The 26,059-nt window shown below is 74.3% G+C and carries 25 protein-coding genes; 5 read left to right on the top strand and 20 right to left on the bottom strand.

What is annotated here, in order from left to right; all coding sequences use genetic code 11:
• Positions 1 to 8: 8 nt before the first annotated feature.
• The 5 genes from lepB to BMY04_RS07385 form a co-directional block, all read right to left on the bottom strand.
• Entirely contained in the window at positions 9 to 767 is a 759-nt protein-coding gene (lepB, locus tag BMY04_RS07405) for a signal peptidase I (protein ID WP_232506161.1), read from the bottom strand.
• A gap of 77 nt (positions 768 to 844) precedes the next feature.
• A complete protein-coding gene (gene rplS / locus BMY04_RS07400) occupies positions 845 to 1,195 on the bottom strand; it encodes a 50S ribosomal protein L19 (RefSeq protein ID WP_091178444.1) in 351 nt (116 codons plus the stop codon).
• 351 nt (positions 1,196 to 1,546) lie between these two features.
• Positions 1,547 to 2,293 (bottom strand): succinate dehydrogenase/fumarate reductase iron-sulfur subunit, encoded by a 747-nt coding sequence (locus BMY04_RS07395; RefSeq protein WP_091178443.1) that lies wholly within the window; start codon positions 2,291 to 2,293, stop codon positions 1,547 to 1,549.
• Between the two features lie 93 nt (positions 2,294 to 2,386).
• Positions 2,387 to 4,435 (bottom strand): fumarate reductase/succinate dehydrogenase flavoprotein subunit, encoded by a 2,049-nt coding sequence (locus BMY04_RS07390; protein ID WP_091178442.1) that lies wholly within the window; start codon positions 4,433 to 4,435, stop codon positions 2,387 to 2,389.
• A 43-nt stretch (positions 4,436 to 4,478) separates the two neighbouring features.
• Complete coding sequence (locus BMY04_RS07385; protein ID WP_091178441.1) at positions 4,479 to 5,189, bottom strand: succinate dehydrogenase cytochrome b subunit; 711 nt, start codon at positions 5,187 to 5,189, stop codon at positions 4,479 to 4,481.
• A gap of 209 nt (positions 5,190 to 5,398) precedes the next feature.
• On the opposite strand from BMY04_RS07385, the gene BMY04_RS22295 reads away from it, so the two are divergent.
• The gene (locus BMY04_RS22295) at positions 5,399 to 6,265 is read left to right on the top strand and encodes an SGNH/GDSL hydrolase family protein (RefSeq protein ID WP_139209784.1); all 867 of its coding nucleotides are present in this window, start codon (positions 5,399 to 5,401) and stop codon (positions 6,263 to 6,265) included.
• Between the two features lie 6 nt (positions 6,266 to 6,271).
• On the opposite strand, the gene trmD is transcribed toward BMY04_RS22295, so the two are convergent.
• The 8 genes from trmD to ffh form a co-directional block, all read right to left on the bottom strand.
• On the bottom strand, positions 6,272 to 7,492 hold the full coding sequence (trmD, locus tag BMY04_RS07375; protein ID WP_232506160.1) for a tRNA (guanosine(37)-N1)-methyltransferase TrmD: 1,221 nt from the start codon (positions 7,490 to 7,492) through the stop codon (positions 6,272 to 6,274).
• Positions 7,489 to 8,073 carry a ribosome maturation factor RimM gene (gene rimM / locus BMY04_RS07370; RefSeq protein WP_091178440.1) on the bottom strand — a complete coding sequence of 195 codons (585 nt, stop codon included), beginning with the start codon at positions 8,071 to 8,073 and terminating at the stop codon, positions 7,489 to 7,491. Before rimM ends, trmD begins: the two co-directional genes overlap by 4 nt.
• Before the next feature lie 26 nt (positions 8,074 to 8,099).
• A complete protein-coding gene (locus BMY04_RS07365) occupies positions 8,100 to 8,357 on the bottom strand; it encodes an RNA-binding protein (protein WP_091178439.1) in 258 nt (85 codons plus the stop codon).
• Positions 8,357 to 8,836 carry a 30S ribosomal protein S16 gene (rpsP, locus tag BMY04_RS07360; RefSeq protein WP_091178438.1) on the bottom strand — a complete coding sequence of 160 codons (480 nt, stop codon included), beginning with the start codon at positions 8,834 to 8,836 and terminating at the stop codon, positions 8,357 to 8,359. The genes BMY04_RS07365 and rpsP overlap by 1 nt, the downstream gene beginning before the upstream one ends.
• Before the next feature lie 262 nt (positions 8,837 to 9,098).
• A complete protein-coding gene (locus BMY04_RS07355; RefSeq protein WP_091178437.1) occupies positions 9,099 to 9,911 on the bottom strand; it encodes an ABC transporter permease in 813 nt (270 codons plus the stop codon).
• Positions 9,908 to 12,502 (bottom strand): alpha/beta fold hydrolase, encoded by a 2,595-nt coding sequence (locus tag BMY04_RS07350; RefSeq protein ID WP_170854034.1) that lies wholly within the window; start codon positions 12,500 to 12,502, stop codon positions 9,908 to 9,910. The genes BMY04_RS07355 and BMY04_RS07350 overlap by 4 nt, the downstream gene beginning before the upstream one ends.
• A gap of 10 nt (positions 12,503 to 12,512) precedes the next feature.
• Positions 12,513 to 13,469: an amidohydrolase family protein gene (locus BMY04_RS07345; protein ID WP_408630450.1), complete on the bottom strand. Its 957-nt coding sequence runs from the start codon at positions 13,467 to 13,469 to the stop codon at positions 12,513 to 12,515.
• 174 nt (positions 13,470 to 13,643) lie between these two features.
• Positions 13,644 to 15,194, bottom strand: a complete 1,551-nt coding sequence (ffh, locus tag BMY04_RS07340) for a signal recognition particle protein (RefSeq protein ID WP_091178591.1) — start codon at positions 15,192 to 15,194, stop codon at positions 13,644 to 13,646.
• Positions 15,195 to 15,239: 45 nt separating this feature from the next.
• On the opposite strand from ffh, the gene BMY04_RS07335 reads away from it, so the two are divergent.
• Genes BMY04_RS07335 through BMY04_RS07325 form a run of 3 tightly spaced genes read left to right on the top strand, consistent with a single transcriptional unit; the run spans position 15,240 to position 17,017 of the window.
• Positions 15,240 to 16,028 (top strand): endonuclease/exonuclease/phosphatase family protein, encoded by a 789-nt coding sequence (locus tag BMY04_RS07335; RefSeq protein WP_091178434.1) that lies wholly within the window; start codon positions 15,240 to 15,242, stop codon positions 16,026 to 16,028.
• 9 nt (positions 16,029 to 16,037) lie between these two features.
• Positions 16,038 to 16,523: a GNAT family N-acetyltransferase gene (locus tag BMY04_RS07330; protein ID WP_091178433.1), complete on the top strand. Its 486-nt coding sequence runs from the start codon at positions 16,038 to 16,040 to the stop codon at positions 16,521 to 16,523.
• 50 nt (positions 16,524 to 16,573) lie between these two features.
• Positions 16,574 to 17,017 (top strand): organic hydroperoxide resistance protein, encoded by a 444-nt coding sequence (locus BMY04_RS07325; RefSeq protein ID WP_091178432.1) that lies wholly within the window; start codon positions 16,574 to 16,576, stop codon positions 17,015 to 17,017.
• 15 nt (positions 17,018 to 17,032) lie between these two features.
• Here BMY04_RS07325 and BMY04_RS07320 read toward each other — a convergent pair whose 3' ends face one another.
• The 4 genes from BMY04_RS07320 to BMY04_RS22690 form a co-directional block, all read right to left on the bottom strand.
• Positions 17,033 to 18,253, bottom strand: coding sequence for a saccharopine dehydrogenase family protein (locus BMY04_RS07320; protein WP_091178590.1), 1,221 nt, complete (start codon positions 18,251 to 18,253; stop codon positions 17,033 to 17,035).
• The gene (locus BMY04_RS07315) at positions 18,250 to 18,732 is read right to left on the bottom strand and encodes a TspO/MBR family protein (protein WP_198409978.1); all 483 of its coding nucleotides are present in this window, start codon (positions 18,730 to 18,732) and stop codon (positions 18,250 to 18,252) included. Before BMY04_RS07315 ends, BMY04_RS07320 begins: the two co-directional genes overlap by 4 nt.
• Positions 18,733 to 18,766: 34 nt before the next feature.
• Positions 18,767 to 19,957, bottom strand: coding sequence for a signal recognition particle-docking protein FtsY (ftsY, locus tag BMY04_RS07310; protein WP_091178430.1), 1,191 nt, complete (start codon positions 19,955 to 19,957; stop codon positions 18,767 to 18,769).
• Between the two features lie 75 nt (positions 19,958 to 20,032).
• On the bottom strand, positions 20,033 to 20,245 hold the full coding sequence (locus BMY04_RS22690; protein ID WP_091178429.1) for a hypothetical protein: 213 nt from the start codon (positions 20,243 to 20,245) through the stop codon (positions 20,033 to 20,035).
• 208 nt (positions 20,246 to 20,453) lie between these two features.
• On the opposite strand from BMY04_RS22690, the gene BMY04_RS07300 reads away from it, so the two are divergent.
• A complete protein-coding gene (locus BMY04_RS07300) occupies positions 20,454 to 20,666 on the top strand; it encodes a hypothetical protein (protein ID WP_091178428.1) in 213 nt (70 codons plus the stop codon).
• 5 nt (positions 20,667 to 20,671) lie between these two features.
• Here the strand turns inward: BMY04_RS07300 and smc are convergent, their stop codons facing one another.
• The 3 genes from smc to mutM form a co-directional block, all read right to left on the bottom strand.
• Positions 20,672 to 24,274 carry a chromosome segregation protein SMC gene (smc, locus tag BMY04_RS07295; protein WP_091178427.1) on the bottom strand — a complete coding sequence of 1,201 codons (3,603 nt, stop codon included), beginning with the start codon at positions 24,272 to 24,274 and terminating at the stop codon, positions 20,672 to 20,674.
• A 168-nt stretch (positions 24,275 to 24,442) separates the two neighbouring features.
• Positions 24,443 to 25,126: a GtrA family protein gene (locus BMY04_RS07290; protein ID WP_091178426.1), complete on the bottom strand. Its 684-nt coding sequence runs from the start codon at positions 25,124 to 25,126 to the stop codon at positions 24,443 to 24,445.
• 60 nt (positions 25,127 to 25,186) lie between these two features.
• Positions 25,187 to 26,044: a bifunctional DNA-formamidopyrimidine glycosylase/DNA-(apurinic or apyrimidinic site) lyase gene (gene mutM / locus BMY04_RS07285; protein ID WP_139209783.1), complete on the bottom strand. Its 858-nt coding sequence runs from the start codon at positions 26,042 to 26,044 to the stop codon at positions 25,187 to 25,189.
• Positions 26,045 to 26,059 lie beyond the last annotated feature (15 nt).

Below are 26,059 nucleotides of genomic sequence, written 5' to 3'. Positions count from 1 at the left end.
CGGCGGCCTCAGACACAGCTCACGCCGGCAGGCTTGATCTCGCCTCGTTCGGGCGCCGGTTCGGTGGGCGACGGCACGTCGGCGAACGTCGCCGGCACGCGCAGGCGTTTCGCCCGGTCGAAGGGCGAGGCGATCGCGAACGCCGGACCGACCACGTCCGAGATGGGGACGAACGCCGTCTGCCCGCGGCCCTGCTGCGAGAGGTCGGCCAGGTGGCAGCGTGAGTCCGCCGACAGGTCGCGGTGGTCGCCCATGACGAAGATCCGGTTCCGCGGCACGACGACCGTGAACCGCACCTCCGACGGGGCCACCTGCTCCCCCGACGGGCTCGTGTAGAGGTACGACGTCTCGTCGAGGGCCTTGCCGTTGACCGTGACCCGGCCGGAGTCGTCGCAGCACACGACCGTGTCGCCGGGCATGCCGATCACGCGCTTGATGAGGTGGCCCGGCGAGCTCGCGGTCGGGATGCCGATGAACTCGAGCAGCCGGTCGACCGGGGTCGGGTCCTCGCTCGGCTCGTCACCGAGCCAGTCGGCCGGGTCCTTGAACACGACCACGTCGCCACGGTGGAAGTCGGTGATCTTCTGCACGACGACCCGGTCGCCGATGAGGAGCGTGTTCTCCATCGACGCCGACGGGATGATGAACATCTGCCCGACGAAGGCCCGCAGCAGCGAGCTGACGATGATCGCGCCGACGACGACGAAGACGAGCTCCTTGAGGAAGGAGAGGGCCGGGTTGGTCCGGCGTCCTCCGGGGCGTTCCACCGTCAGCTCCTCGCTCGCCATGGCTCCTGCCCCGTCCGGCCGGCCGCAACCGCGGCCCCTGCTCCCACGCCCGAGGCTCAGGCCTCGCGCTTCTCCTTGATCTTGGCAGCCTTGCCGCGCAGACCGCGGAGGTAGTACAGCTTGGCGCGTCGCACGTCGCCGCGGCGGTCGACCTCGATCTTGTCGATGATCGGGGAGTGCACCGGGAAGGTGCGCTCGACGCCGACGCCGAAGCTCACCTTGCGGACGGTGAAGGACTCGCGCAGGCCGTCGCCCGAGCGCGAGATGACCACGCCGGCGAAGACCTGGATGCGGGAGCGGTTGCCCTCGACGACCTTCACGTGCACCTTGACGGAGTCACCGGGGCGGAACACCGGGACGTCGGTGCGCAGCGAGGCGCGGTCGAGCTCGTCGATCAGCTTGCTCATGTCATGTCCTTGCCGGTGCCACAGGTCACCATGCTCGTGTCGTGCTCAGGATCAGGAGGCCCGGCGTCACGCGCTCTCCCCCTGAGGCAGGTGGCGGGACGTGGGCAACAGCGAGCAAGTCTGCCACAGCGCAGCAGGCCTACCGAAATCATCGAGTGTGTCGACCGCCAGTCGGACGAGGACGACCGGGCTCGCCCACCGCCGAGTGACGCGCCGCCGTCTGGACGACGGAGCGACGACGCCGACGTCTCACCCTGGCAACAGGTGAGTCGTCGGCGTCGGAGCGAGGGAGGAAGACGGCGGATCAGAGCGTCAGGAGCGTCCGAGCGGAGCGAGGACAGACGACACGACCTAATCCCGCCCGCGCGCCAGCGAGCCGAGCAGGTCGCGGTTGAGGCGGCTGATGGTCTCGAACGGGATGCCCTTGGGGCACACGGCCGTGCAGTCGCCGATGTTGGTGCAGCCGCCGAAGCCCTCGGCGTCCTGCTGGTTGAGCATGTTGACGACGCGCGAGCGGCGCTCCGGCTGGCCCTGCGGGAGCAGGCCCAGGTGCGTGACCTTCGCCGACGTGAACAGCATCGACGAGCCGTTCGGGCAGACGGCCACGCAGGCGCCGCAGCCGATGCAGGTGGCGGCGTCGAAGGCGTGGTCGGCGTCGTTCTTGGGCACCGGGGTGGCGTGCGCGTCCGGGGCCGTGCCGGTGGGGGCGGAGATGAAGCCGCCGGCCTGGATGATCCGGTCGAGCGCGCTCCGGTCGACCATGAGGTCCTTGATGACCGGGAACGGCCCGGCACGGAAGGGCTCGACGTCGATGGTGTCGCCGTCGGAGAAGGACCGCATGTGGAGCTGGCAGGTCGTGGTCTGCTGCGGCCCGTGCGGGATGCCGTCGATGACCAGGTCGCAGCTGCCGCAGATGCCCTCGCGGCAGTCGTGGTCGAAGGTGATCGGCTCCTCGCCGCGCATGGTGAGGCGCTCGTTGAGCACGTCCAGCATCTCGAGGAAGCTCATGTGCTCGCTGACGTCGTCGACCTCGTACGGCACCATGCGGCCCTCGGCCTCGGGGCCGTCCTGGCGCCAGACCCTGACGGTGATCTTCATGTCGCTCTCCTTCGCGCTCGGGGCGCGTCGCGCAGGCCCCAGGACGGACCCGGGGTGGTGATGTCCCTCGACAGGCTCAGGACACGTCGGTGGTTACTTGTACGACCGCTGCTTCATCTCGACGTACTCGTAGACCAGGGGCTCCTTGTGCAGGACCGGCTTGCGGTCCTCCCCACCGAACTCCCAGGCCGCGACGTAGGCGTACTCGTCGTCGTGACGCAGCGCCTCGCCGTCCTCGGTCTGGGACTCCGCACGGAAGTGCCCACCACAGGATTCGCGCCGGTGCAGCGCGTCGATGCACATGAGCTCGCCCAGCTCGATGAAGTCGGCCACACGCCCGGCCCGCTCGAGGGCCTGGTTGACGCCCTCCCCCGTGCCCAGCACGCGCACGTCCGACCAGAACTCGCTCTTGAGCTCGCGGATGCGCGAGATGGCCTTGCGCAGGCCCTCCTCGGTGCGCTCCATGCCGCAGTAGTCCCACATGATGTGGCCGAGCTCCTTGTGGAAGGAGTCGACGGTGCGGCTGCCCTTGATCGACAGGAGCTTGTCGATGCGGCCCTTGACCGCGCCGACCGCCTCCGCGACCGCCGGGTGCGACTCGTCCACCTTGGCGAACGGTCCGGCCGCCAGGTAGTCGTTGATCGTGTTCGGCAGGACGAAGTAGCCGTCGGCCAGGCCCTGCATGAGCGCGCTCGCGCCGAGACGGTTGGCGCCGTGGTCGGAGAAGTTCGCCTCGCCGGTCACGAACAGGCCCGGGATCGAGCTCTGCAGGTCGTAGTCGACCCACAGCCCGCCCATCGTGTAGTGGACCGCCGGGTAGATGCGCATCGGCGTCTCGTACGGGTTCTCGCCCGTGATCTGGGCGTACATGTCGAAGAGGTTGCCGTACTTGGCCTCGACGCTCTTGCGGCCGAGCCGCTCGATCGCGTCGGCGAAGTCGAGGTAGACCCCCAGCCCGCCGGGACCGACACCGCGACCCTCGTCGCAGACGTTCTTGGCCGCGCGGGAGGCGATGTCGCGGGGCACCAGGTTGCCGAACGCGGGGTAGATGCGCTCCAGGTAGTAGTCGCGCTCGTCCTCGGGGATCTCGCGGGGGTCGCGCTTGTCCTCGCCGGACTTGGGCACCCAGATGCGGCCGTCGTTGCGCAGCGACTCGCTCATCAGCGTGAGCTTGGACTGGTAGTCGCCGCTGACGGGGATGCAGGTCGGGTGGATCTGGGTGTAGCAGGGGTTGCCGAAGTAGGCGCCCTTGCGGTGCGCGCGCCACGTCGCCGTGACGTTGCAGCCCATCGCGTTGGTCGAGAGGTAGAAGACGTTGCCGTAGCCGCCGCTGGCGAGCACGACGACGTCGGCCGTGTGGCTCTCGATGTCGCCGGTGACCATGTCGCGCACGACGACGCCGCGAGCCTTGCCGTCGACGACGATCAGCTCGAGCATCTCGTGGCGCGTGTGCATCGTGACCGTGCCGGCCGCGATCTGGCGCTCAAGGGCCTGGTAGGCGCCGAGCAGCAGCTGCTGGCCGGTCTGGCCCCGGGCGTAGAACGTACGTGAGACCTGCACGCCGCCGAACGAACGGTTGTCGAGCAGACCGCCGTACTCGCGGGCGAAGGGGACGCCCTGCGCGACGCACTGGTCGATGATGTTGGTGCTGACCTGGGCCAGGCGGTAGACGTTCGACTCCCGCGAGCGGAAGTCGCCGCCCTTCACCGTGTCATAGAACAGCCGGTAGACCGAGTCGCCGTCGTTGCGGTAGTTCTTCGCCGCGTTGATGCCGCCCTGGGCCGCGATCGAGTGGGCCCGCCGCGGGCTGTCCTGGTAGCAGAAGCTGGTGACCTTGTATCCGGCCTCGCCCAGCGTCGCGGCGGCCGAGGCACCGGCCAGGCCGGTCCCGACGATGATGACGCTCAGCTTGCGGCGGTTGGCCGGGTTGACCAGCTTGGCGCTGAACTTGCGCTCGTCCCAGCGCTGCGCGATGTCGACCTTGGGCGCCTTGGTGTCAGCGATGTCGTCGCCGTGGTCGAACAGCGCGTCCGCGTCGACGGAGTTGACCAGGTCGCCGACCGAGTCCTTCACCGAGTCGGCGGCGTGACGCACGCTGCCGAGGACCCGGTCGCGCAGGCTCTCGTGCTGCTTGTCGCTCATCGGGACACCTTTCGAGGTCGACGTGCGGCGGGGGCCACCAGGGTCACCGGACCAGCCCGAACAAGATGGAGAAGGGAGGGAGCAGGAAGCCGACCGTCACGACGCCGGCGACGACGTAGGCGATCAGGTTGAGGCGGTGACGGGCCACCGTCGAGGTGTTGGCGCCGAGCGTGGTGAGCGCGCTCCAGGTGCCGTGGCGCAGGTGGAAGCCGACGGCCAGCATCGCGATGGTGTAGGCCACGACCAGCCACCACACGCTGAACCCGTTGACCACCCGCTCGTACGGGCTCGCCGAGGCGCCGCCGGGGGTGATGACCTGCCAGGTGAAGTTCAGCAGGTGGAAGACCACGAAGAGGGCGATGATGATGCCACCCCAGCGCAGCGTGAACGAGCTGTACGAGCGCTGCACGCCCCGGGCGGCGCGGGGGGCGTGGTAGCGCTTGGCGCCGCCGCGGCCGTGGTGGTTGCGCTTCCAGAGCTTGAACGCGGCGTACGCGTGCGCGACGACCGCGACCAGCAGGACCACGCGGATGACCCACAGCAGCCCGGTGTGCGGCAGGACGGGCTCGCCGATGGTGCGCAGGTGGTGCGCGTACTCGTCGAAGGCCGCCTGCCCGGCGAACACCTTGAGGTTGCCGTACATGTGCGCCAGCAGGTACCCGATGAGGACGATCCCGCTGACAGCCATGAGGGCCTTGAGCGCGACCGTGGACCGCGCCGCACGCTGCGACGTGGTCAGCGTCGTTGTTGCCACCCCGCCACGATAGAGCGGCGCCCGCGCGAGGCGCGAGTTAAGGCCAGTGCGTTCACTGGTGTCATTCGTCACGTCGTCCCCCGCATCCGGTTGCACCGCCCCGGGCGCCTGCCCGGGCGCGTCGCGGGTCGGTCGCGCACCGGTCGTCGAGCGGCTCGCCCGGCTGGCTGCCAGGTGCCGCACAGGTGGGCTGCCTACGCTCCCGACCCGTGCTCCGTCCCGCCCGCGCCCTCCGCCTCGTCGCGCCGGTCCTCGCGGTCCTGCTCGCCGGCGCGTGCGGCACCGCCGTGGCCCTCGCCCCCACGCCGGACCCCGGACGTGCCGGCACCGCGGCACCGTCGTCCTCCTCGACCCCGTCGCCGTCCGGCTCGACCCCCACGCCGAGGTCCGGCGCGACGCTGCAGGTCGTCGGCCTGGGCGACTCGGTGACGTCGGGCTACCACTGCGACTGCGACGACTACGTCACCGGCTTCGCCCACCTGCTCGCCGCGCGCGACGGCATCGCGGTCAAGGCCACGAACGACGGCGAGGCCGGCTCCACCAGCAACGGCCTCGCCGACGAGCTGGACGGCACCGACGGCGACGACCGGGCCGAGCAGCACGACGTGGCGAAGGCCGACGTGGTCGTGCTGACGATGGGCGCGAACGACCTCGAGCCCGCCCTCGACGCCTTCCGGCAGGGCTCGTGCGACGCGTCCTGCTCCGACCCGGAGGTCGCGCAGATGCAGACCGACCTCGGCCGCGTGCTCGACCGTGTCCAGACGCTCGAGGGCGGGCACGCGCGGGTGCTGGTGACGACCTACTGGAACGTGTTCACCGACGGCGACGTCGCCCGCAAGGCGGAGCGGTCCGGCTACCTGGCGTGGAGCGACACCCTCACGCGGCAGGCCAACCAGGCCATCGCCACCGTGGCGCGGCAGCACGGTGCGACCCTGGTCGACCTGTACGCGCCGTTCAAGGGCGACGGCAGCAAGGACCCGACGGACCTGCTCGCCGACGACGGCGACCACCCCGACCCCGCCGGCACGGCCGTCATCAGCAAGGCCGTGCTGGCTGCGTACGAGGCCCGCCCATAGCTCCGGTCAGGCGTCGGTCGCGGCGGCGCCGGCCGGCTCGCGCCGCAGCGTGACCACACCGACGCCCACCTCGTCCACGCCCTCGGCGACCACCCGGAACCCGGAGCGCCGGTAGAGCGCGAGGTTGCGCCGGCTGGCCGCGCCGGTCAGCAGCCCCACCGCGGCACCGGCCGGCACGAGGCCGAGCGCGCGGCGCAGCAGCGCCGACCCGAGACCGCGGCCCTGCCGGTCGGGCGCCACCACCAGGCGGCTGAGCCACCAGCTGCCATCGGGCCTCGGCGCCACGCGGACCGTCCCGACGATCCGGGCGCCGTCGCGCGCGACGAGCACCGTGCCGGGCTCGCGGAGCGAGGCGGCCAGCGCGTCGAGGGTCTGGGTGAGGGGCGGGATGTCCATCGAGCCGTTGAGCCGGCCCTCGTCGACGAACGCCGCCCGCTGCAGCGTCAGCAGCTCGCCGGCGTCGGCCGGGACGGCCGTGGTCACGGTCAGCCCGTCGAGGCCCCGCCCCGCGACCGGGACGGGGACGAGGTCGGGGCGCACCCGCGCGGTGCGCTCGAGCGCCTGCTCGCGCCGCCAGCGGCCGATCGCCCCGTGGTCGCCGGACAGCAGCACCGGAGGCACCTCGTGCCCGCGCCAGACGGGGGGCTTGGTGTAGACGGGACCCTCGAGGAGCCCGTCGTGCTCGGCGGCGTGCGACTCCTCGGTCAGCGACTCCGGGTTGCCCACCACGCCCGGCAGCAGGCGCACCACGGCCTCGAGCACCACCAGCACCGCCGCCTCGCCGCCGTTGAGGACGTAGTCGCCGATGCTGATCTCGTCGACCCGCATCCGCGTCGCGGCGTCGGCGGCGACCCGGGCGTCGATCCCCTCGTAGCGCCCGCAGGCGAAGACGAGGTGGGGCTCGGCCGCGAGCTCGACGGCGACGGCCTGGGTGAAGCGCCGCCCGGCCGGCGTGGGCACGACCAGGCGCGGGACGGGCGTGGTCCCGGGAGGGACGAGCGCGCCGAGGGCCTCGCCCCAGGGCTCGGGGCGCATCACCATGCCGGCGCCGCCCCCGTACGGGGTGTCGTCGACCGTGCGGTGCCGGTCGTGGGTCCACTCGCGCAGGTCGTGGACGGCGAGGTCGAGGATGCCGGTCTGGGCCGCGCGCCCGATCAGCGAGAGGCGCAGGGGCGCGAGGTAGTCGGGGAAGATGGTGACGACGTCGGCCCGCAGGGCGGGGCTCACGCCGGCTCGTCCGCCTGGTCCGGCTCGTCGGCCAGGTCGGTCAGCAGGCCGGGCACGTCGGCGACGACGATCCGGCCGCCGGCGAGGTCGACCTCGGGGACGAGCGCCTCGACGAACGGGACCAGCCGGATCCCCGCGTCCGTCGTGATCTCGAGCAGGTCCTGCGGGCCGGGGTGCAGGACGTCGCGCACCGTCCCGACGGCGCGCCCGTCGGTGGTCTCGACGGCGAGGCCGAGCAGCTGGCGGTCGTAGTACTCGCCCTCCTCGGTCGGCACCTCGTCGGACGGCACGTCGGTCACGAGCACCAGGCCGCGCGCGCCCTCGGCCGCCGTACGGTCGGCCAGCTCGACGAAGTGCACGAGCAGCCGCCCGGAGTGCCAGCGCGACGACTCGACGGTCAGGACGCGGGTGCTGCCCTCCACCCGGAGCCGGGCCCCGTCGGCGAAGCGCCGTTCGGGCTCGTCGGTGCGCAGGTCGATCGCGACGTCGCCGCGGATGCCGTGCGCACGACCGAGGGCCCCGACGGTCACCTCGACCAGGTCGGGGTGGGCGTCGGGGCCCTCGGTGTGCTGCGGGGTCATGCGGTGCTGCGGGTTCGCCGGTCGCGTCAGTGACGCGGGCGGCGGGCCTGGCGGTCGACGTCGACGAAGTCGATGCGGACCTGGTCGCGCCCGGCCAGCGCGCTGACGACGGTGCGCAGCGCGGTGGCGGTGCGGCCCTGGCGGCCGATCACCTTGCCGATGTCCTCGGGGTTGACCCGCACCTCGAGCATCCGCCCGCGGCGCTGGTCCTTGTCGCGCACCACGACGTCGTCGGGGTGCGTGACGATGCCCCGGACGAGGTGCTCGAGCGCCTCGGACAGCATCAGGAGGCGCTGCCCGCGGCGGACGCGCCGGCGTCGGCGGCCTGCTGGGCCTCGCCCTGCGTGCCCTCGACCTCGGCGTCCGGCGTGCTGCGGCGCGAGGAGCGCTCGCCGCTCGTGATCGACGCGCTGCGGGGCTCGGAGCCGGCCTCGGCGAGGGCGGCGTTGAAGAGGTCGAGCTTGTTCGGCTTCTCCTTCTGCGGCTCCACGCCCGAGGGCGAGGTGTCGCCGGAGAACTTCTGCCAGTCGCCGGTGCGCTTGAAGATGGCGACGACGGCCTCCGACGGCTGGGCGCCGACCGAGAGCCAGTACTGCGCGCGCTCGGAGTCGACCTCGATGACCGACGGGTCGTTCTTGGGGTGGTACTTGCCGATCTCCTCGATCGCGCGACCGTCGCGCTTGGTGCGCGAGTCGGCGACGACGATGCGGTAGTGCGGCGAGCGGATCTTGCCGAGGCGCTTCAGACGGATCTTGACAGCCACGTGTGTGGGAACTCCTGTTTGTGTACGCGACCGGGCGCGTCCGCGCTGGTCACGAGGTGGGTGGGATCCGACGACGCGGTGGGTTCGCGTCCATCAGGTCCCGAGGGACCCGTACCGGACGGCGGTGAGAGGGCGCCGGACAGCACGAGTGCGACGTCCATCATGCCAGACACCGGCGGGCAGACGCGACTCCGCGCCGGTCGGACCTGCGCGGCCCCGCGCGGGCCCCGCCCGGCGCCCGCGGACCGTTCCGGGCGGCAGGTCAGCTCGTGACGTCCTTGCGCAGGAACCGCCAGACCGCGGCCGCGACGAGGACCACCGCGTACCCGACCGACCACAGCGCGCCCTGGGCCATGGCCGAGTAGTCGACGGTGGGCGCCAGGGCGTCGGCCCAGGCGAAGGCGAAGTGGCCGGGCAGCCCCTGGCGCAGCCCGCCGAGCGCGGTGATCTGGTCGAGGATCGCGCAGACGATCCACAGCACCACGGCCCCGCCGACCGCGGCGAGCGGGGCGTCGGTGAGGGTTCCGAGGAAGAAGGCGAACGCGCCGACGACACCCAGCGACAGGGCCAGGTAGAGCACGACCAGGCCGAGCCGGGCGAGGACGAGCGGGTAGCCGAGCTGGTCGCCGGTGGGCCCGACGTAGGGGCCCCAGCCGTACGCGAGCCCGCCGACGAGCAGCGTCCACGCCGGGAGGAACACGAACGCCGCGCCGCTGAACAGCGCGGCGGCGACGAGCTTCTGGCGCAGCAGGCGTTCGCGGCGCACGGGCGCGGTCAGCAGGTAGCGCAGGCTGGACCAGCTCGCCTCGCTCGGCACCGGGTCGCCGGCGAACAGCGCCACCACGACGACGAGCAGGAAGCCGGTGGAGGCGAACAGGGCGAACACGACGAGGTTCGCACCGCTGTCCTGCGCCAGGTCGACGAACCCGCGCGCCGTGGTCGGGTCGTCGGACCGGCCGAGGGCGAACGCGGCGACGAGCACCAGCGGCAGGGCCACGAGGACGGCGAAGACGACCAGCGTGCGCCGGCGCGACAGCTGGCGGCGGACCTCGGCGCGCAGCGGGAGCGCGGTCACGTGCCGCCTCCCGCCGGTCCGGTGCCCACGAGGTCGAGGAACGCCTCCTCCAGCCGGCGCCGGCCGTCGCCGGTGAGCGTCGAGGTGGCCTCCGACAGCAGCACCCGTCCCCGGGCCATGACCACGACGTGGTCGCAGCTCTGCTCCACCTCGGCGAGCAGGTGGGAGGAGACCAGGACGGTGCGCCCGGCGGCGGCGTAGTCGGCGAGCACGCGGCGCATCGCGGTGATCTGCGGCGGGTCGAGGCCGTTGGTCGGCTCGTCGAGCAGCAGCAGCGAGGGCAGCCCGAGCATGGCCTGGGCGATGCCGAGACGCTGGCGCATGCCCTGGCTGTAGCCGCGGACGCGCCGTTCGACGGAGGTCCCGAGGTCGGCGATGGCCAGCACCTCCTCCAGGTGGGCCTCCTCCAGCGGGCGGCCGGTCGCCTGCCAGTACGCCTCGAGGTTGGCCCGGCCGCTCAGGTGCGGCAGGAAGCCCGGCCCCTCGATGAGCGCGCCCACCGAGGCGAGGACGTCCGCGCCGCCGTGCACGCCGCGCCCCTCGACCCACACCGCGCCGGCGTCGGGCCGCATCAACCCGACGACCATGCGCAGCGTCGTCGTCTTGCCGGCGCCGTTCGGGCCCAGCAGCCCGACGACCTGACCGCGCTCCGCGGTGAACGTGACCCCGTCGACCGCCTTGAGGCCGTCGGCGTAGGTCTTCTCCAGCCCCTCGACGACGAGCGGGACGTCGGCGAGGTCCGCGCGCTCGGGCGCCGCGCCGAACGAGCGCCGGGCGCGGCGCAGCAGCACGAGCCCGACCAGCGCGGCGAGGACGACGAGCGCGACCCCGACGACCAGGGGCAGCGGCACGTCCAGCCGGCTCCCGCCGCTCGCCGTCAGGGCGCCGAGCGCGGGCAGGGTCAGCGACGGCTCGGCGAGGGCGACGCGGTAGATGGCCGGCGCGAGCGGGCCCGCGTACGCGCTGTCGGTGGTCGCGAGGACCAGTCGGAGGCGGTGCCCGACCGGCACCTGGTGCGACACCGCGGGCAGGGCGACCTCGACCGTGGTCGACCGGCCCGGCGTCAGGCCGGTGAGCCGGACCGGGGCGACGGCGCGCCCGGGCAGGACGGTCGACGTGGGCCGGTGGGTCTGCGGGTCGTCGGGCCCGAGGTCCCAGACGCCGGCGAAGAGGACGGCCTCGGTCCCCGAGGAGGTGACGTCCACCCGCACCCGCCCGCTGCCGACGAGGTCGAACGGGCGCCCGACGGGCGCGCTCGTGAACGTCGCGGCCTGCCCGGGCAGCACCGCCAGCGGGTAGCCGGCGACGGCGGCCGCGGCGCCGGCCGCGCCGCTGCCCGGGAGGTTGGTGAGGGCGCCGGGCCGGGCGCCGGCCGGGTTCACGACGGTCTGGACCCCGCCGTCGAGCGCGACCGTGCGGAGGCCCGGCGCCGCGCCCCCCCGGCCCGGGTAGGCGTCCGCGGTGAGGACGCGGGGTGCCGCACCCGAGTCGTCGGCCCCGCCGCCGGTCCCGACCAGCGTCGTCTGTGGCACGGTGACCGACAGCCCGGGCTGCACGGGGGCGGCGGCGTCGCCCTTGAGGTAGCGGTCGAACCACGCCGTCACACGGTCGAGCTGGTCGTCGACCGCGATGCTGGCGTCGTGGCCGCCGGGGACCCAGGCGGTCGCCGCCGGGGTCGTCGGCGGCAGGCCACGCATGACGCGGTCGGCCTGGTCGAGGCCGAAGAGGGTGTCGTCCTCGCCCTGGATCATCAACGTCGGCGCGGTGACGCGACTCAGGTCGGGTGAGGAGCGCCGCGCGAGCGCGAGCAGGTCGTCGCCGGCGGTACCGCTGCGCGCCGCCTCGACGTAGGCCCGGCAGACGTCGGCCGCGAACCGTCCGCAGACGCTGGGCGTCGCCTGCTCGCCCGGCCCCTCACCGGTGCCCGCCGCGGTCCCGGTGAACAGCAGCGCGGCCCACGCGGCCTTGAGGACCCCGGTGCCGCCCGCCGGCGTGACGTCGGCCAGGGAGCCGGGACCGCCCGCCACGCGGCTCTGCGGGACGAGGGCGCTGGTCAGGTCGGCCCACGTGAAGGCGGGCACGACCGCGTCGACGCGCCGGTCGAGGGCGGCGACCTCCAGGGCCACCGCGCCCCCGTAGCTGGCGCCGGCGAAACCCAGCACCGGGTCGGCCGATACGCCGGTGCCGGTCTTCTCGACCTCCGGGCGCTCCGCGGCCTCGTCGACCATGGCGACCGCGTCGCGACCCTCGTACGCCGGGTCGTCGAGGTGGACCAGCCCGCCCGAGGCGCCGAAGCCGCGGGCGGTGTAGACGAGCACCGCGTAGCCGTCGCGCGCCAGGGTCCGAGCGGTCGGCAGGCTGTCGGCCTTGGTCCCGCCGAGGCCGTGCGCGAGCACGATCGCGGGCCTGGGCACCGACGGGTCGGTCGTCAGCAGGGTGGCGTCGAGGGTCACCGGTGCGCCGTCGGGCTCGGGCGTGCCGCGGACCGAGAGCACGGTCTCGACCACCCGGTCGGCGGCCGCCGCCGGCACCGCCACGGCGGTGAGCGTCAGGGGCACGAGCCCCAGGAGCAGCGCCGGCAGCGCCGGCACCGCGCGCGCCCTAGGCAACCCGGCGCCCCCGCAGCACGACGGCGGCCGGCGTGCCCAGCACGCGCAGGTCGGCCCGCGGGTCGGAGGCGAAGACCACGAGGTCGGCGGGCGCCCCCTCGGCCAGCACGTCGGGACGGCCGAGCCAGGCCCGGGCCCGCCACGACCCGGCGCCGAGCACCTGCTCCGCGCCCATGAACGACCGCATCGCGGCCATCTCCCGGCCGACGATGCCGTGCGGCAGGTAGCCGCCGGCGTCGGTGCCGGCGTAGATCGGCACCCCGGCGTCGAGCGCGGCGCCGAACGTCGCGTGCCGGCGGGCGTGCAGGTGGCGCATCCGCCGCGCGTACGCCGGGAACTTGTCCTGCGCGGCGTCGGCGAAGCCCGGGAAGTTCTCGAGCTGGATCATCGTCGGCACGAGCGCGACCTGCCGCTGCGCCATGAGGTCGATCGTCGCGGCGTTCGTCTCCGGGTCCAGGCCCGTGCCGTGCTCGATGCCGTCGATGCCGGCCTCCACGAGCTCGGCGACCGCCTGCTCGCCGAAGACGTGCGCCGTGACCCGGCAGCCGAGCGCGTGCGCCCGGTCGATGGCCGCGCGGGCGACGTCGGCCGGCCACAGCGGCGTCAGGTCGCCGACCTCCCGGTCGATCCAGTCCCCCACCAGCTTGACCCAGCCGTCGCCGCGCGCGGCCTGGCGCTCCACCGCGTCGAGCAGCGCGTCCGGCTCCACCTCGTCGCCGTAGTTCCGCAGGTAGCGCTTCGGCCGGGCGATGTGGCGCCCCGCCCGGATGATCCGCGGCAGGTCCTCGCGCTCGTCCATCCAGCGGGTGTCGGCCGGGCTGCCCGCGTCGCGCAGCAGCAGGGCGCCCGCCGAGCGCTCGGCCAGCGCGTGCTGCTCGGCGACGTCGTCGGGAACCGCGCCGGTGCTCTCCAGCCCGACGTGGCAGTGCGCGTCGACCAGCCCGGGCATCACGTACGCGCCCTCGACGCGCTCGGCGTCGCGGACGGGCTCGTGCGTGACGTGGCCGTCGACGACGTACAGCTCGCGCCGCTCACCCTCGGGCAGGACGACTGCGGAGAGGTGGAGAGCGGGGTCAGCGATGACGCCTCCCCGGCGGGACGGCCGCCGCGGACCGCCGCACCGCTACTTGAGCCGGTCGCGCAGGTTGGCCGGCAGCTGGAAGCTCGCCATCGCCTCCTGCAGCGCCTTCTCGTCGAGCTGCTCGGGCTCGAACGCGGAGCCCGGAGCAGGCGCGGCCGCGCCGGGGTTGTTCCGCTTGGCCGGGTTGCCCGAGACCTTGTGGCCCTTCTTCTTGGCCGCGGCCTTCGCCGGCGCCTTCTTGGCGCCGCCGCCCATGCCCGGGATCCCGGGCATGCCCGGCATCTTGCCGCCGGCCAGCGAGCTCATCATCTTGCGGGCCTCGAAGAAGCGGTTGACCAGGCCGTTCACGTCGGAGACCTGAACGCCCGCACCCTTCGCGATGCGAGCCCGACGCGAGCCGTCGATGATCTTGGGGTCGTCGCGCTCGGCCGGCGTCATCGAGTGGATGATCGCCTCGAGCCGGTCGACCTCGCGCTCGTCGATGTTGGCGATCTGGTCCTTGAAGTCGCCCATCCCGGGCAGCATCCCGAAGATCTTGGACAGCGGGCCCATCTTGCGGACCATCTGCATCTGCTGCAGGAAGTCGGCGAGCCCGAAGTCGCGACCCTCCTTGGAGGAGAGCTTGGCGGCCGCCTTGGCCGACTGCTCGGCGTCGAACGTCTTCTCGGCCTGCTCGATCAGCGTGAGGACGTCGCCCATGCCGAGGATGCGGCTGGCCATCCGGTCGGGGTGGAAGACGTCGAACTCGGTGAGCGCCTCGCCGTTGGAGGCGAACATGATCGGCTTGCCGGTGACCCGCGCGATCGACAGCGCGGCGCCACCTCGGGCGTCGCCGTCGAGCTTGGTCAGCACGACGCCGTCGAAGCCGACGCCCTCGGCGAAGGCGTTGGCCGTGTTGACCGCGTCCTGGCCGATCATCGCGTCGACGACGAACAGGACCTCGTCGGGGTCGACGGCGTCGCGGATGTCCGCGGCCTGCTGCATCAGGTCGGCGTCGATGCCGAGGCGGCCGGCCGTGTCGACGACGACCACGTCGAACAGACGGCGGTTGGCCTCCTCGATCGAGCGCTTCGCCACGTCCACCGGGTCGCCGACGCCGTTGCCGGGCTCGGGGGCGAAGACCTGGACGCCGGCGCGCTGCCCCACGACCTGCAGCTGGTTGACCGCGTTCGGGCGCTGCAGGTCGGCCGCGACGAGCAGCGGCGAGTGGCCCTGGCCCTTGAGCCAGCGGGCCAGCTTGCCGGCCAGCGTCGTCTTGCCCGCGCCCTGGAGGCCGGCGAGCATGATGACGGTCGGCGGGTTCTTGGCGAAGCGGATGGTGCGCGTCTCGCCGCCGAGGATGCCGACGAGCTCCTCGTCGACGATCTTGATGATCTGCTGCGACGGGTTCAGCGCGCCCGACAGCTCCGCGCTCTTGGCCCGCTCGCGCACCCGGGCGACGAAGTCGCGGACCACGGCGAGGTTGACGTCAGCCTCGAGCAGGGCGACCCGGATCTCCCTGGCCGTCGCGTCGATGTCGGCGTCGCTCAGCCGGGTCTTGCCGCGCAGGGTCTTGAACGTCGCGGCCAGCCGGTCGGAGAGGGTGTCGAACACGGCGGTCAGCCTACCCAGCCGGACGGGCACCGCTAGGTTCGCAGCGTGCGGCTGGTGACGTTCAACGTCCTCCACGGAGCGAGCCCCGAGGACGGCGAGGTGGACCTCGACCGGTTCGCCGCGGCCGTCCGGGCGCTCGACCCCGACGTGCTGGCCCTGCAGGAGGTCGACCGCGGGCAGTCGCGGTCGCACGGGGCCGACCTCGCGCAGGTCGCGGGCGCGGCGATGGGCGCGGCGACCACCCGCTTCGTCGCCGCCATGACCGGTGACCCGCACCAGCGCTGGCAGCCGGCGCTCCGGACGCCCGACCCGGACGCGGCGGCGTACGGCGTCGCGCTCCTCAGCCGCTACCCCCTGGTCGGCTGGCGCGACCTGCGGCTGCCCCGCATCACGCCGCCCGTGCCCCGGGTCCGTCGGCACCCCCGACGCATCGAGCTCGCCCACGAGGAGCTCCGGGCCGCGGTGATCGCCCGGCTCGAGACCCCCGGAGGTCCGCTGCTCGTCGCGAGCGCGCACCTCTCGTTCTTCCCCGGCTGGAACCACCTCCAGCTGTACGCGTTGCGCCGTGCCCTCAGCGTCACGCGCGGGCCGGCCGTGCTGATGGGCGACCTCAACATGACCCCGCGCCCGGCGCGGGCGGTCACCCGCTTCCGTCCGCTCGCCTCGGCCCCGACCTTTCCCGTCGGCGAGCCGCGGTTCCAGATCGACCACGTGCTGGCCCGGGGGGACGTGGGTGACGTGGTCGACGCGCGCGCCGTCCGGCTGCCGATGTCCGACCACCGGGCGCTGGTCGTGGAGCTGGACCGGACCCGGCTCGCCGGGTCCAGGCGGTAGGAAGGCCTCGTGCCCGACCTGACCCTCGCGAGGGTGACGTACGCCGACCCCGACGCCCGGACGCTGACCGAGGAGGTCCAGGCCTACTACCGCGAGATCTACGGCGGCCCGGACGACTCCCCGCTCACCGAGGCCGAGCTGACCCCGCCGACGGGCCTGTTCCTGCTGGCCCGTCTCGACGACGAGCCGGTCGGCATGGCGGGGTGGCGCCGGATCGAGCCGGTCGACGCGCTCGGCGGCACCCGGCCCGCCGAGGTCCGGCGCATGTACACGCGCCCGGCGGCCCGGCACCGCGGCGTCGCCCGCGCCCTGCTCCACGAGCTCGAGCGGACGGCCACCGCGTACGGGGCGGACGTCATGGTGCTCTCGACCGGCGGCGTCCAGGCCGACGCCGTCGCGTTCTACCGCGCCTGCGGCTACACCGACGTCCCGCCGTTCGGCCACTGGGCGGGCTCGCCGGGCATCGTCTGCCTGGCCCGGCGCCTCACCTCCTGAGAAGTTCCGGGGCCGGGAAGGCTGCAGGGCCGTTCGAGGTTGTCGCCGGTATGACCACGACACCCGAGAAGATCCTCTACACCGCCGTCGCCACCACCACGGGCGGGCGCCGCGGCGGTCACGCCCGCTCCAGCGACGGGCTGCTCGAGGTCGACCTGAACGCGCCGAAGGAGCTCGGCGGCCCCGGCACCGGCACCAACCCCGAGCAGCTCTTCGCCGCCGGCTACTCCGCGTGCTTCAACTCCGCCTTCCTCGCGGTCGCCAAGCAGGCCGGCGTCAAGGCCGACGACGCGCACGTCAGCGCCAAGGTCGGCTTCGGCCCTGCCGGGCAGGGCTACGCGCTGACCGTCGACCTCGAGGTGGCCGTGGCCGGCCTCGAGCTCGCCCAGGTGCAGGAGCTCGCCGAGGCCGCGCACCAGGTCTGCCCCTACAGCAACGCCGTGCGGGGGAACGTCCCCACCACGGTGACGGCCGTCGAGGCCGTCGCCGCCTGAGCCGCCTGGCCCGGTTCAGCCGGTCCGGCTGACGTCCACCTCGAAGCGGTGGGCGCGCAGCCGGTCGGCCAGGCCTGGTCCGATCCCCGTCGTCGGTGTGAGCACGCCGGCGGCGTCGGGCAGGTCGTCGCCCGCGAGCGCGAGGGCCGACTCCCCGAGCAGGACCGCGGTGCCGTCGTAGCCCGGGTCGTACGGGGCGGCCACGCGGGCCGTCCAGCGGGCGCCGCTCGTCGCGGTCGTGCGGATCTCCAGTGCGAACCGGCCTTGCGCCCGGGTCTTGTCGCTCGGACCCTCGCCGGGCGCGGGGAGCACCCGGTCGAGCAGCGCGCGGGTCGGGCCAAACGACAGCCCGCCCAGCAGCGCCGCCGTGCCCCCGGCGAGCGCGGCCGCACCGACGGCGCCGAGCGGCCCGGGACCGGTGTCGACCACCTCGCGGTAGTCGAAGCCCGGCCCGTACGCCCACCCCCGCAGCGCGTCGCTGCGCAGCACGACCTGGCGGTTGAAGCCGCCCATGACGAAAGGGCCGGACCAGACGTCGCTGCCGGCCTCGCGGGCCACGACGGGGTGGCCGCGACGCGCGCGCCCCGACGGCGCCTGGCCCGTCAACGCCTCCGGGTCGGCGACCACCCGGCGCAGGTCGGGCCGCCCGGCCGTGGCGATCTGCTGCTGGCGCCCGGAGTCGATCGTGCCGCCGCTGAAGCCGCCCCGCATGGCCAGCACGTGCAGCGTCGTGGCCCCGAGCGTGCCGTCGCCGCCCGCGGCGACGTGGTCGGCCAGGAGCCGGACGCCGAGGTCGGACGGCACCGAGTCGAAGCCGCAGGCGTGGACGATCCGCGCGCCGGAGGCCTGCGCAGGCGCGTGCGCCGTCGCGACCGTCTCGCGCACGAAGAGCGGCTCCCCGGTGAGGTCGGCGTAGTGCGTGCCGTGCGCGGCGCAGGCCCGTACGACCGGGAGCCCCGAGCGCAGGTAGGGCCCGACCGTGGTGGCCAGCACCCGGGTCGAGGCGGCCAGCCGGTCGAGCGCGTCGTCGTCGGTGACGTCGATCGTGCGCAGCGCCCAGGACGACGCGGCCTCCCCGAGGTCGTCGCGCAGGGCGGAGAGCCGCTCGGCCGAACGTCCCGCCAGCGCCACGCGCAGTCCGGCGGGGGCGGAGCGGGCGAGGTGCGCCGCGGTCAGGCGGCCGACGAACCCCGTGGCCCCCAGCAGGACGACGTCGAGCTCGCGCTCCCCGGTCACGGCCGGCGCCCGCGGTTCGCCCGCCACAGCGCGGCGCCGAGCACGGTCGCGAACGTGCACCACGCCGCGTACGGGGCCAGGGCGGCCCCCGCGAGCCCCTCGGCCGCGGCCGTGCGGCGCACCAGGTCGACGCTGCTCGCGGCGAGGACGGCGGCGGTCGGGACCGCCCAGCCCAGCCGGTGGCCGGCGAACGCCACCCAGCACCAGCCGGCGTTGAGCACCAGGTTGGCCGCGAGGGCGCGGGCGTACGCCGGCCGTTCCTCCTCGGGCAGCGCGTCCAGCGCGACGGCGGAGGTGACGGCGAGGTCGCTGTAGAGCGCGGTCCACACGACCGGGAACGCGACGGGCGGGGGCTGGACGGCCGGCTTGCGCAGCGTGCCGTACCAGAGGCTGTTCACCTCGCGGGTGCCGATCGAGCCGAGCACGGCGCAGGCGGCGACGGCTGGCCCGGTCTTCAGCAGGGCTCGGGCGACGGTCATGGCCGCCATGACAGCACGACGCCGACGACCGGCGTCAGACGGCCTCCAGCAGCGCGTCGACGAACACCTCGGCGTCGAAGGGGGCCAGGTCGTCCACGCCCTCGCCGAGCCCGACGAGCTTGACCGGGACGCCGAGCTCGCGCTGCACCTGGACGACGATGCCGCCCTTCGCGCTGCCGTCGAGCTTGGTGAGCACCAGCCCCGTGACCTGCACGACGTCGCGGAAGATCCGCGCCTGGGTGAGGCCGTTCTGACCGGTGGTGGCGTCGAGGACGAGCAGCACCTCGCCGACCGGCGCCTGCCGCTCGACGACCCGCTTGACCTTGCCGAGCTCGTCCATGAGGCCGGTCTTGGTGTGCAGGCGGCCGGCGGTGTCGATGATGACGACGTCGACCTCCTGCTCGACCCCGGCGCGTGCGGCCTCGAAGGCCACGCTGGCCGGGTCGGCACCTTCGGCCCCGCGGACGGTGGGGACGCCGACGCGGTCGCCCCAGGTCTCGAGCTGGTCGGCCGCCGCCGCGCGGAACGTGTCCGCCGCGCCCAGCAGCACGTCCTTGTCCTCCGCGACGAGCACGCGGGCCAGCTTGCCGACCGTCGTGGTCTTGCCGGTGCCGTTCACCCCGACGACCATGACGATCGCCGGTGCCCCGTCGCGGTCGGTGGCCAGCGAACGGTCCATCGTCGGGTCGACCAGGGCGAGCAGCTCCTCGCGCAGCACGGCGCGGGCCTGCGCCGGCTCGGACACCCCCTCGACGCGGAAGCGCGTCCGCAGCCGCTCGACGAGCTCGGTGGTCGGGCCGACGCCGAGGTCGGAGGTGATGAGGGTGTCCTCGAAGTCCTCCCACGTCTGCTCGTCGATCTGGTCGCGGCTGATGATCATCAGCAGCCCGCGGCTGAGCGCGCTGTCGCTGCCGGCCAGGCGGCGACGCAGCCGGGCCAGCCGGCTCTCCGCGGTCTCCGGCCGCTCGTGGACGAGCGGCGGGATCATCGGCTCGACCTCGACGGCCTCCGGCGCCTCGGTGCCGGGCCGCTCGAGGAGCCCCAGCGAACCCGTCCGCTCGGCGTCGCCGTCCGTCGCCCCCGGGTGGCCGGGGGCGCCCGTGATCGAGCGGGTGTCGCTCCCCCGCCGCAGCGCGCGGCGACGGGTGCCGGCCACCAGTCCGACCACGAGGAACGCGGCGACGAGGATCGCACCCGCGACGTACCAGAGCTCTGTGCCTGTCACCGGCTCATCCTAGGGGCGCGGAGAGGGGCACCCTCGCGCTCGGCGGCCGGTGCGGGCACCGGCCGCCGCGGTGGTTCAGCTGGTGATCACGTGCAGGCGGCGCAGCAGGCGCAGGAACGCCGGGGGCGGCGTGGCCTCGCCGTTCAGGTGCCGGGCGGCCCGCCGCAGGCGGGGCGCCAGGCGCGGCAGCCGGGCCACGCCGCGGCCCTCGAGGCCGACGACGACGACACCGACGATGGCGATGATGAGGGTGAGCAGCAACAGGCTCGCGACGACGATCGCAGTCATGGGTCAGCGACCTTTCCGACAGTCAGGTGTTCCGGGGAAGGAACTGCCGAGGGAGGTGCCGGCACGCCGTCGTGCCGACGCAGGAATCGTCCGTCGGCACGCGCCCCTCCCGACCCGGTGACACGCCGCGGCTTGCTACCGATCCGGTAACGGCGCCGCGGGGCTCGCCGGAGGGTCGCAGGCCGGCCCGGCGTCGCTACCCTGAGGCGTGGCCTTCGACTGGAAGCGGCTGGAGAGCGACGAGCGGCAGCGCTACGACCGCCTCGCCGTCGTGCTGGGGGCGGTCTTCACCGTGCTCGGAGCGGTCGGGATCGTCGTCAGCGTGCTGACGGGTCGTCCGGGCGGCGCCACCGGCAGCGTGGTCTGGCTGCTCATCGGGGTCGCCGTGCTGGTCGCCGGCCTCCGCGCTCGTCGCCCGTAGCGGCCTCAGGCGACCGCCTCGACCTCCCGCAACCGCTGGGAGATGACCGCCGAGACCCCGTCGCCGCGCATCGTGACCCCGTAGAGGGCGTCGGCGACCTCCATCGTGCGCTTCTGATGCGTGATGACGAGCAGCTGGCTGCTGGCCCGCAGCTCGGTGTAGATGTCGAGCAGCCGACCGAGGTTGGTGTCGTCGAGCGCGGCCTCGACCTCGTCGAGGATGTAGAACGGGCTCGGCCGGGCGATGAACAACGAGACCAGGAACGCGACCGCCACCAGCGAGCGCTCCCCGCCGGACAGCAGCGAGAGCCGCTTGACCTTCTTGCCCGCGGGCCGCGCCTCGACGTCGATGCCGGTCGTGAGCCAGTCTCCGGGCTCGGTCAGCACCAGCCGGCCCTCGCCACCCGGGAACAGCCGCGCGAAGACCCGCGCGAACGCCACCTCCACGTCGGCGTACGCCTCGGCGAAGACCTGCTGAACGCGCGCGTCGACGTCGGCGATGATGTCGACGAGGTCCTTGCGGGTGCGCCGGAGGTCGTCGAGCTGCTCGGCGAGGAAGCGGTGGCGCTCCTCCATCGCGTCGAACTCCTCCAGCGCCAGCGGGTTGACCCGTCCCAGCACCCCGAGGGCCCTCTCGGCCTTGCGGAGCCTCGTCGCCTGCTCCTCGCGGACGTACGGCCGCGGTTCCGGGAGCTCCTCGCCGTCGGCGAGGTCCTCCACCGCCGGCAGGGCCGAGCCGTCCGGCCGGGTGAGCACGGGCACGAGCTGGTCGGGGCCGAACTCGGCCACGAGGACCTCGGGCTCGAGCGCGAGCTCGGCCGCGGCCTTCTCGACGAGGTTGGCCACCCGGAGCCGCTGCTCGGTGCGCGCCATCTCGTCGCGGTGGGACTCGTTGACGATCGTCTCGAGCTCGGCGGCGAGCGCGCGCACCCGCCCGCGGCTCTCCCGCAGGGCGGCGTCCGCGTCCGCCCGTACGGCCTCGACCTCGGAGCGCCGGGCGGCGGCACGCGTCAGCGACCGCTCGGTGAGTGCGAGCAGGTGCTCGGCCCCGAGCCGTACGGCCGCCGCCGTCCGGGCCTCGCGCCGCATCCGCTCGCGCCGGGCGTGGGCCTTGGCCCGGGCGTCGCGCTCGGCCCGGGCGGCCCGGCGCAGCGTGTCGGCGCGTCCGGACAGGGCCCGGACGCGCTCCTCGTGCGTCCGCAGCGTGAGGCGTGCGTCCATCTCGCCGGCGCGGGCCACGCGGGCCTGCTCCCCCAGCGCGTCGCGCGCGGCGGGGTCGGGCTCCTCCTGGCCGGTGCTCGCCTCGGCGGCGGCGAGCCGCTCCTGCAGGGCCACCAGCTTGGCGGCGTCCTCCTCCCGGGCGGCCTGCGCCTGGGCGATGGCCTGGCCCAGGCGACCGGCCTCGGCGGTGGAGCTGCGGGCCTGAGCGCTGCGCTGCCCGAGCTCCTCGGCCAGCGCCGACATGACGGCGTCCGACTCGTGCAGCTGGCCCAGGGCGATCTCGACGGACTGCGCCGCCTCGCGGTGCTCGTCCTCGACGCCGGACCGCGCGAACCGCAGCCGCTCGAGCGTGTGCTCGGCCTCGGTGAGCCGCTCGCGGGCCTCGTCCAGGGCGGCCTGCGCCTCGATCAGCGACGGCTGCGCGCTCGAGCCACCGCGCACGAGGTGGGCCGCGACGACGTCGCCCTCGCGGGTGACGGCGGTGAGCTGCGGCTGTCGGTCGACCAGCGTGCGAGCCGCGTCCAGGTCGTCGACGAGGGCGACGAGGTGCAGGGCGCGGGTGACGGCAGGCTGCAGCGAGTCCGGCGCTCGGACGACGTCGGTGGCCCAACGACCGCCGACCTCTTCGAGGCCCTTCGACAGGCTCAGGGAGCGCTCGTCCTGGGTCGGAGCGTCCGCGACCAGCAGGCCCGCGCGACCCAGGTCCTCGGTCTTGAGATGGGCGACCGCACCGAGGGCGGCGTCGAGCCCGTCGACGGCGACGGCGTCGGCGAGCACGCCCAGGGCCGCCGCGACGGCCGTCTCCGCGCCCGGCTCGACGCGGAGCAGCGTCGAGAGGGACCCGAGCAGCCCGGGCACCGACCCGCCCCCGGCCAGGAGCGCGGCCGCGGCGTCCTTGCGCTGCAGACCCACGCCGAGGGCGTCGACGCGGGCGGCGAGCGCGGCGCGGTCCTGCGCGGCCGCCGTCTCGGCCTCGCGCAGCTCCCGGCGCCGGACGTCGACCGCCTCGAGCGCCGCCGCCGCCTCCTCGTACCGGCTGTCCAGGCCCAGCTCGCCGTCGTCGAGGCCGGCGATCTGCGACTCGAGCGCGGTGAAGGCCAGGGTCGCCTCCGCGGCGCGGCGCTCAGCCTCGGCGCGGGCGCCGGCGAGCCGGTCCAGCTCGGCGTCGGAGGCCTCGCCACGGCTGCGCAGCGCCTCGACCTGGCCGTGCAGGCGGACGAGACCCTCGCGCCGGTCGGCCGCGGCCCGCACGAGCGCGGCGTAGCGCTGCTCCTCGGCCCGGTGCGCCTCCTCGGCGCCGGCCCGCGCGGCGGCGGACTCCTGCAGGGCGGCGGATCGTCGGGCGACCTCGGCCAGCAGGTCGGCCTCCTGCGCGGCGACGACCTCGGCCTCGCGCTCGAGCGCCTCGGGGTCACGGCCGGTCCGCACCTCGTCGGGCTGGTCGCTCGCGTGGCGCACGCGCTCGGTGGCGATGGAGATGGTGCTGCTGACCCGCTCGCGCAGGCCGGCGAGCGCGTACCAGGTCTCCTGGGCCTGCGTCAGCGCCGGCGACGCGGCGCGCAGACGCTCCTCGGCCGTCGCCTCCGCCGCCCGGGCCTGCTCCAGCGCCGCCTCGAGCGAGCCGCGGCGCGCCTGCAGCGCCTCGGCGCCCGCGACCTCCGACTCCAGCGCCAGCGTCGCCTGGACGAGGTCGTCGGCGAGCAGGCGGGCGCGGGCGTCGCGCGCCTCGGCCTGCACCACGGCGGCCTTGCGCGCGACCTCGGCCTGGCGGCCGAGCGGCTTGAGCTGGCGCCGGATCTCGGTGAGCAGGTCGGCGAGGCGCTCGAGGTTGCCCTCGCAGGCCTCGAGCTTGCGCAGCGCCTTCTCCTTGCGCTTGCGGTGCTTGAGGACGCCGGCCGCCTCCTCCACGAACCCGCGGCGGACCTCCGGCGTCGCCTGCAGGATCGTGTCGAGCTGACCCTGGCCGACGATGACGTGCATCTCCCGGCCGATGCCGGAGTCGCTGAGCAGCTCCTGCACGTCGAGGAGGCGGGCGGACCGGCCGTTGATGGCGTACTCGGAGCCGCCGTTGCGGAACATCGTGCGCGAGATCGTCACCTCGCTGTACTCGACCGGCAGCGCGCCGTCGGTGTTGTCGATCGTCAGCGCGACCTCGGCGCGGCCGAGCGGCGCGCGCCCGGCGGTGCCGGCGAAGATGACGTCCTCCATCTTGCCGCCGCGCAGCGACTTCGCGCCCTGCTCCCCCATGACCCAGGCGAGGGCGTCGACGACGTTCGACTTGCCGGAGCCGTTCGGGCCGACCACGCAGGTGATGCCGGGCTCGAAGGTCAGCGACGTCGCCGAGGCGAACGACTTGAACCCCCGCAGGGTGAGGTTCTTCAGGTACACGTGGCGCCTCTCCGACCCACCCGGAGGTGGGGTGAACGGGGTCGGTCGCACGCGCGTACGACCGGTGGGGCGGCGGCCGCGGGGCGGTGCGCCGGAGGAAGCCCCGGTCTGAGCCGCCAGCGTAGGACGCCGGGCGGCGCGCGACGCGCACCGGGACCGGCGTGCCGCTCAGCGCGCGCGCTCGACCCGGGGCGTCCGTGCGGCGTCGGTCGCCGTCGCCGCCAGGGTCGGCGTCGGCTCCGGGCTCGGCGCGGTGCTCGGCGCGGAGGTCGGCGCGGTGCCGTCGCGCTCCTCGGCGACCCCCTCCTCGGTCAGCGTCGGGTGCTCGCCCCCGCGGACGGAGGAGAAGGTCCAGAGCTTGTTGACGACGAACGAGAGCGGCACGGTCACCACGATGACGATCAGCTGCGCCCAGTAGAGCCGGTTGCGCAGCCCGGTCGAGTCGTCCAGGAGGGTGCGCGGCAGGGCCAGGAAGGACCCGGGGTGCATGAGCAGCGTGAGCAGGCCGAGCCCGATCAGCTGGGCGACGAAGCCGACCGCGAGGAACGGCAGGTACTCCCGCAGCCAGCCCGAGTGCTTCGCGCTGCGGAACGTGAAGTGCCGGTTGAGCTGGAAGTTCCACAGGTTCGCGACCAGGAAGGCCGCGGTCGAGTAGAGGTGGTACCACCGCACGTTGAACGAGGTCAGGGGCAGGTCCACGAGCACGTCGTCGAAGTGCGGCCCGGTGCGGCGCAGGAGCACCAGGACCAGGAGGTTCACGAGCACGCCGGACCCGCCGACCAGGCCGAAGCGGAACAGCAGGTTCCAGTTCTGCCGGTGGCGCACGAAGACGTAGTGCCCGAGGCGTTTCACAGTGTGACGACGATAGCGCCGGGCCGATGGTTCCTCGGGTCTCCCGCGCTCAGAGCGGGCTCAGGCCGCGCGTGCCGTGGCGACGGGCGAGCGCTGGCAGCGGGGGCAGCGGTACGACGACCGGTTCATGAAGGGCTCGCGCCGGATCGCGGTGCCGCAGCGCGGGCACGGGCGGCCCTCCTGGCCGTAGACGGCCAGCGCGCGGTCGAAGTAGCCGCTCGAGCCGTTGACGTCGACGTAGAGGGCGTCGAAGGACGTGCCGCCGGCGGCCAGCGCGCGGCGCATCACCGTCGTCGCCGCGGTCAGCACCTCGACCGCCTTGGCCGCCGAGAGCGTCCAGGTCCCGCGCGCGTAGTGGGTGCGGGCGAGCCACAGCGCCTCGTCGGCGTAGATGTTGCCGATCCCCGAGACCACCTGCTGGTCGAGCAGCGCGCGCTTGATCCCGGTGCGGCGCGACCGGATGCGGCGGCCGACCGCGGCGACGTCGAACGCGGGGTCGAAGGGGTCGCGCCCGATGTGGGCGACCTCGGCCGGCAGCGCGGCACCGCCCGGGGACAACGACAGCCCGCCGAACATCCGCTGGTCGACGAAGCGGAGCTGGGTGCCGTCGTCGAGGTCGAGCAGGACGCGGGTGTTGGGCGCGAGCGGGGCGTCCGGGGCGTCGAGGCGGAACTGCCCGCTCATGCCGAGGTGCGCCAGCAGCGCGTCGCCGTCGGCGAAGGGCAGCCAGAGGTACTTGCCGCGCCGCGCCGGTTCGGCGAACGTGCGCCCGGTCAGCGTGACGGCGAAGTCGTCCGGCCCGGCGAGGTGGCGCCGGACGGGACGGGGGTGCAGGACGCCGACGTGCTCGATCCGGCGCCCGGTGACGAGGCCGGCGAGGCCGCGCCGGACCGTCTCGACCTCGGGGAGCTCGGGCACGGGGAGGGTGCGGCC

It is taken from the genome of Microlunatus flavus (assembly GCF_900110855.1).
Taxonomy (GTDB): domain Bacteria; phylum Actinomycetota; class Actinomycetes; order Propionibacteriales; family Propionibacteriaceae; genus Microlunatus; species Microlunatus flavus.
The sequence above is the reverse complement of the archived record's forward strand: the minus strand, read 5'-3'. Positions and strand labels throughout refer to the sequence as shown.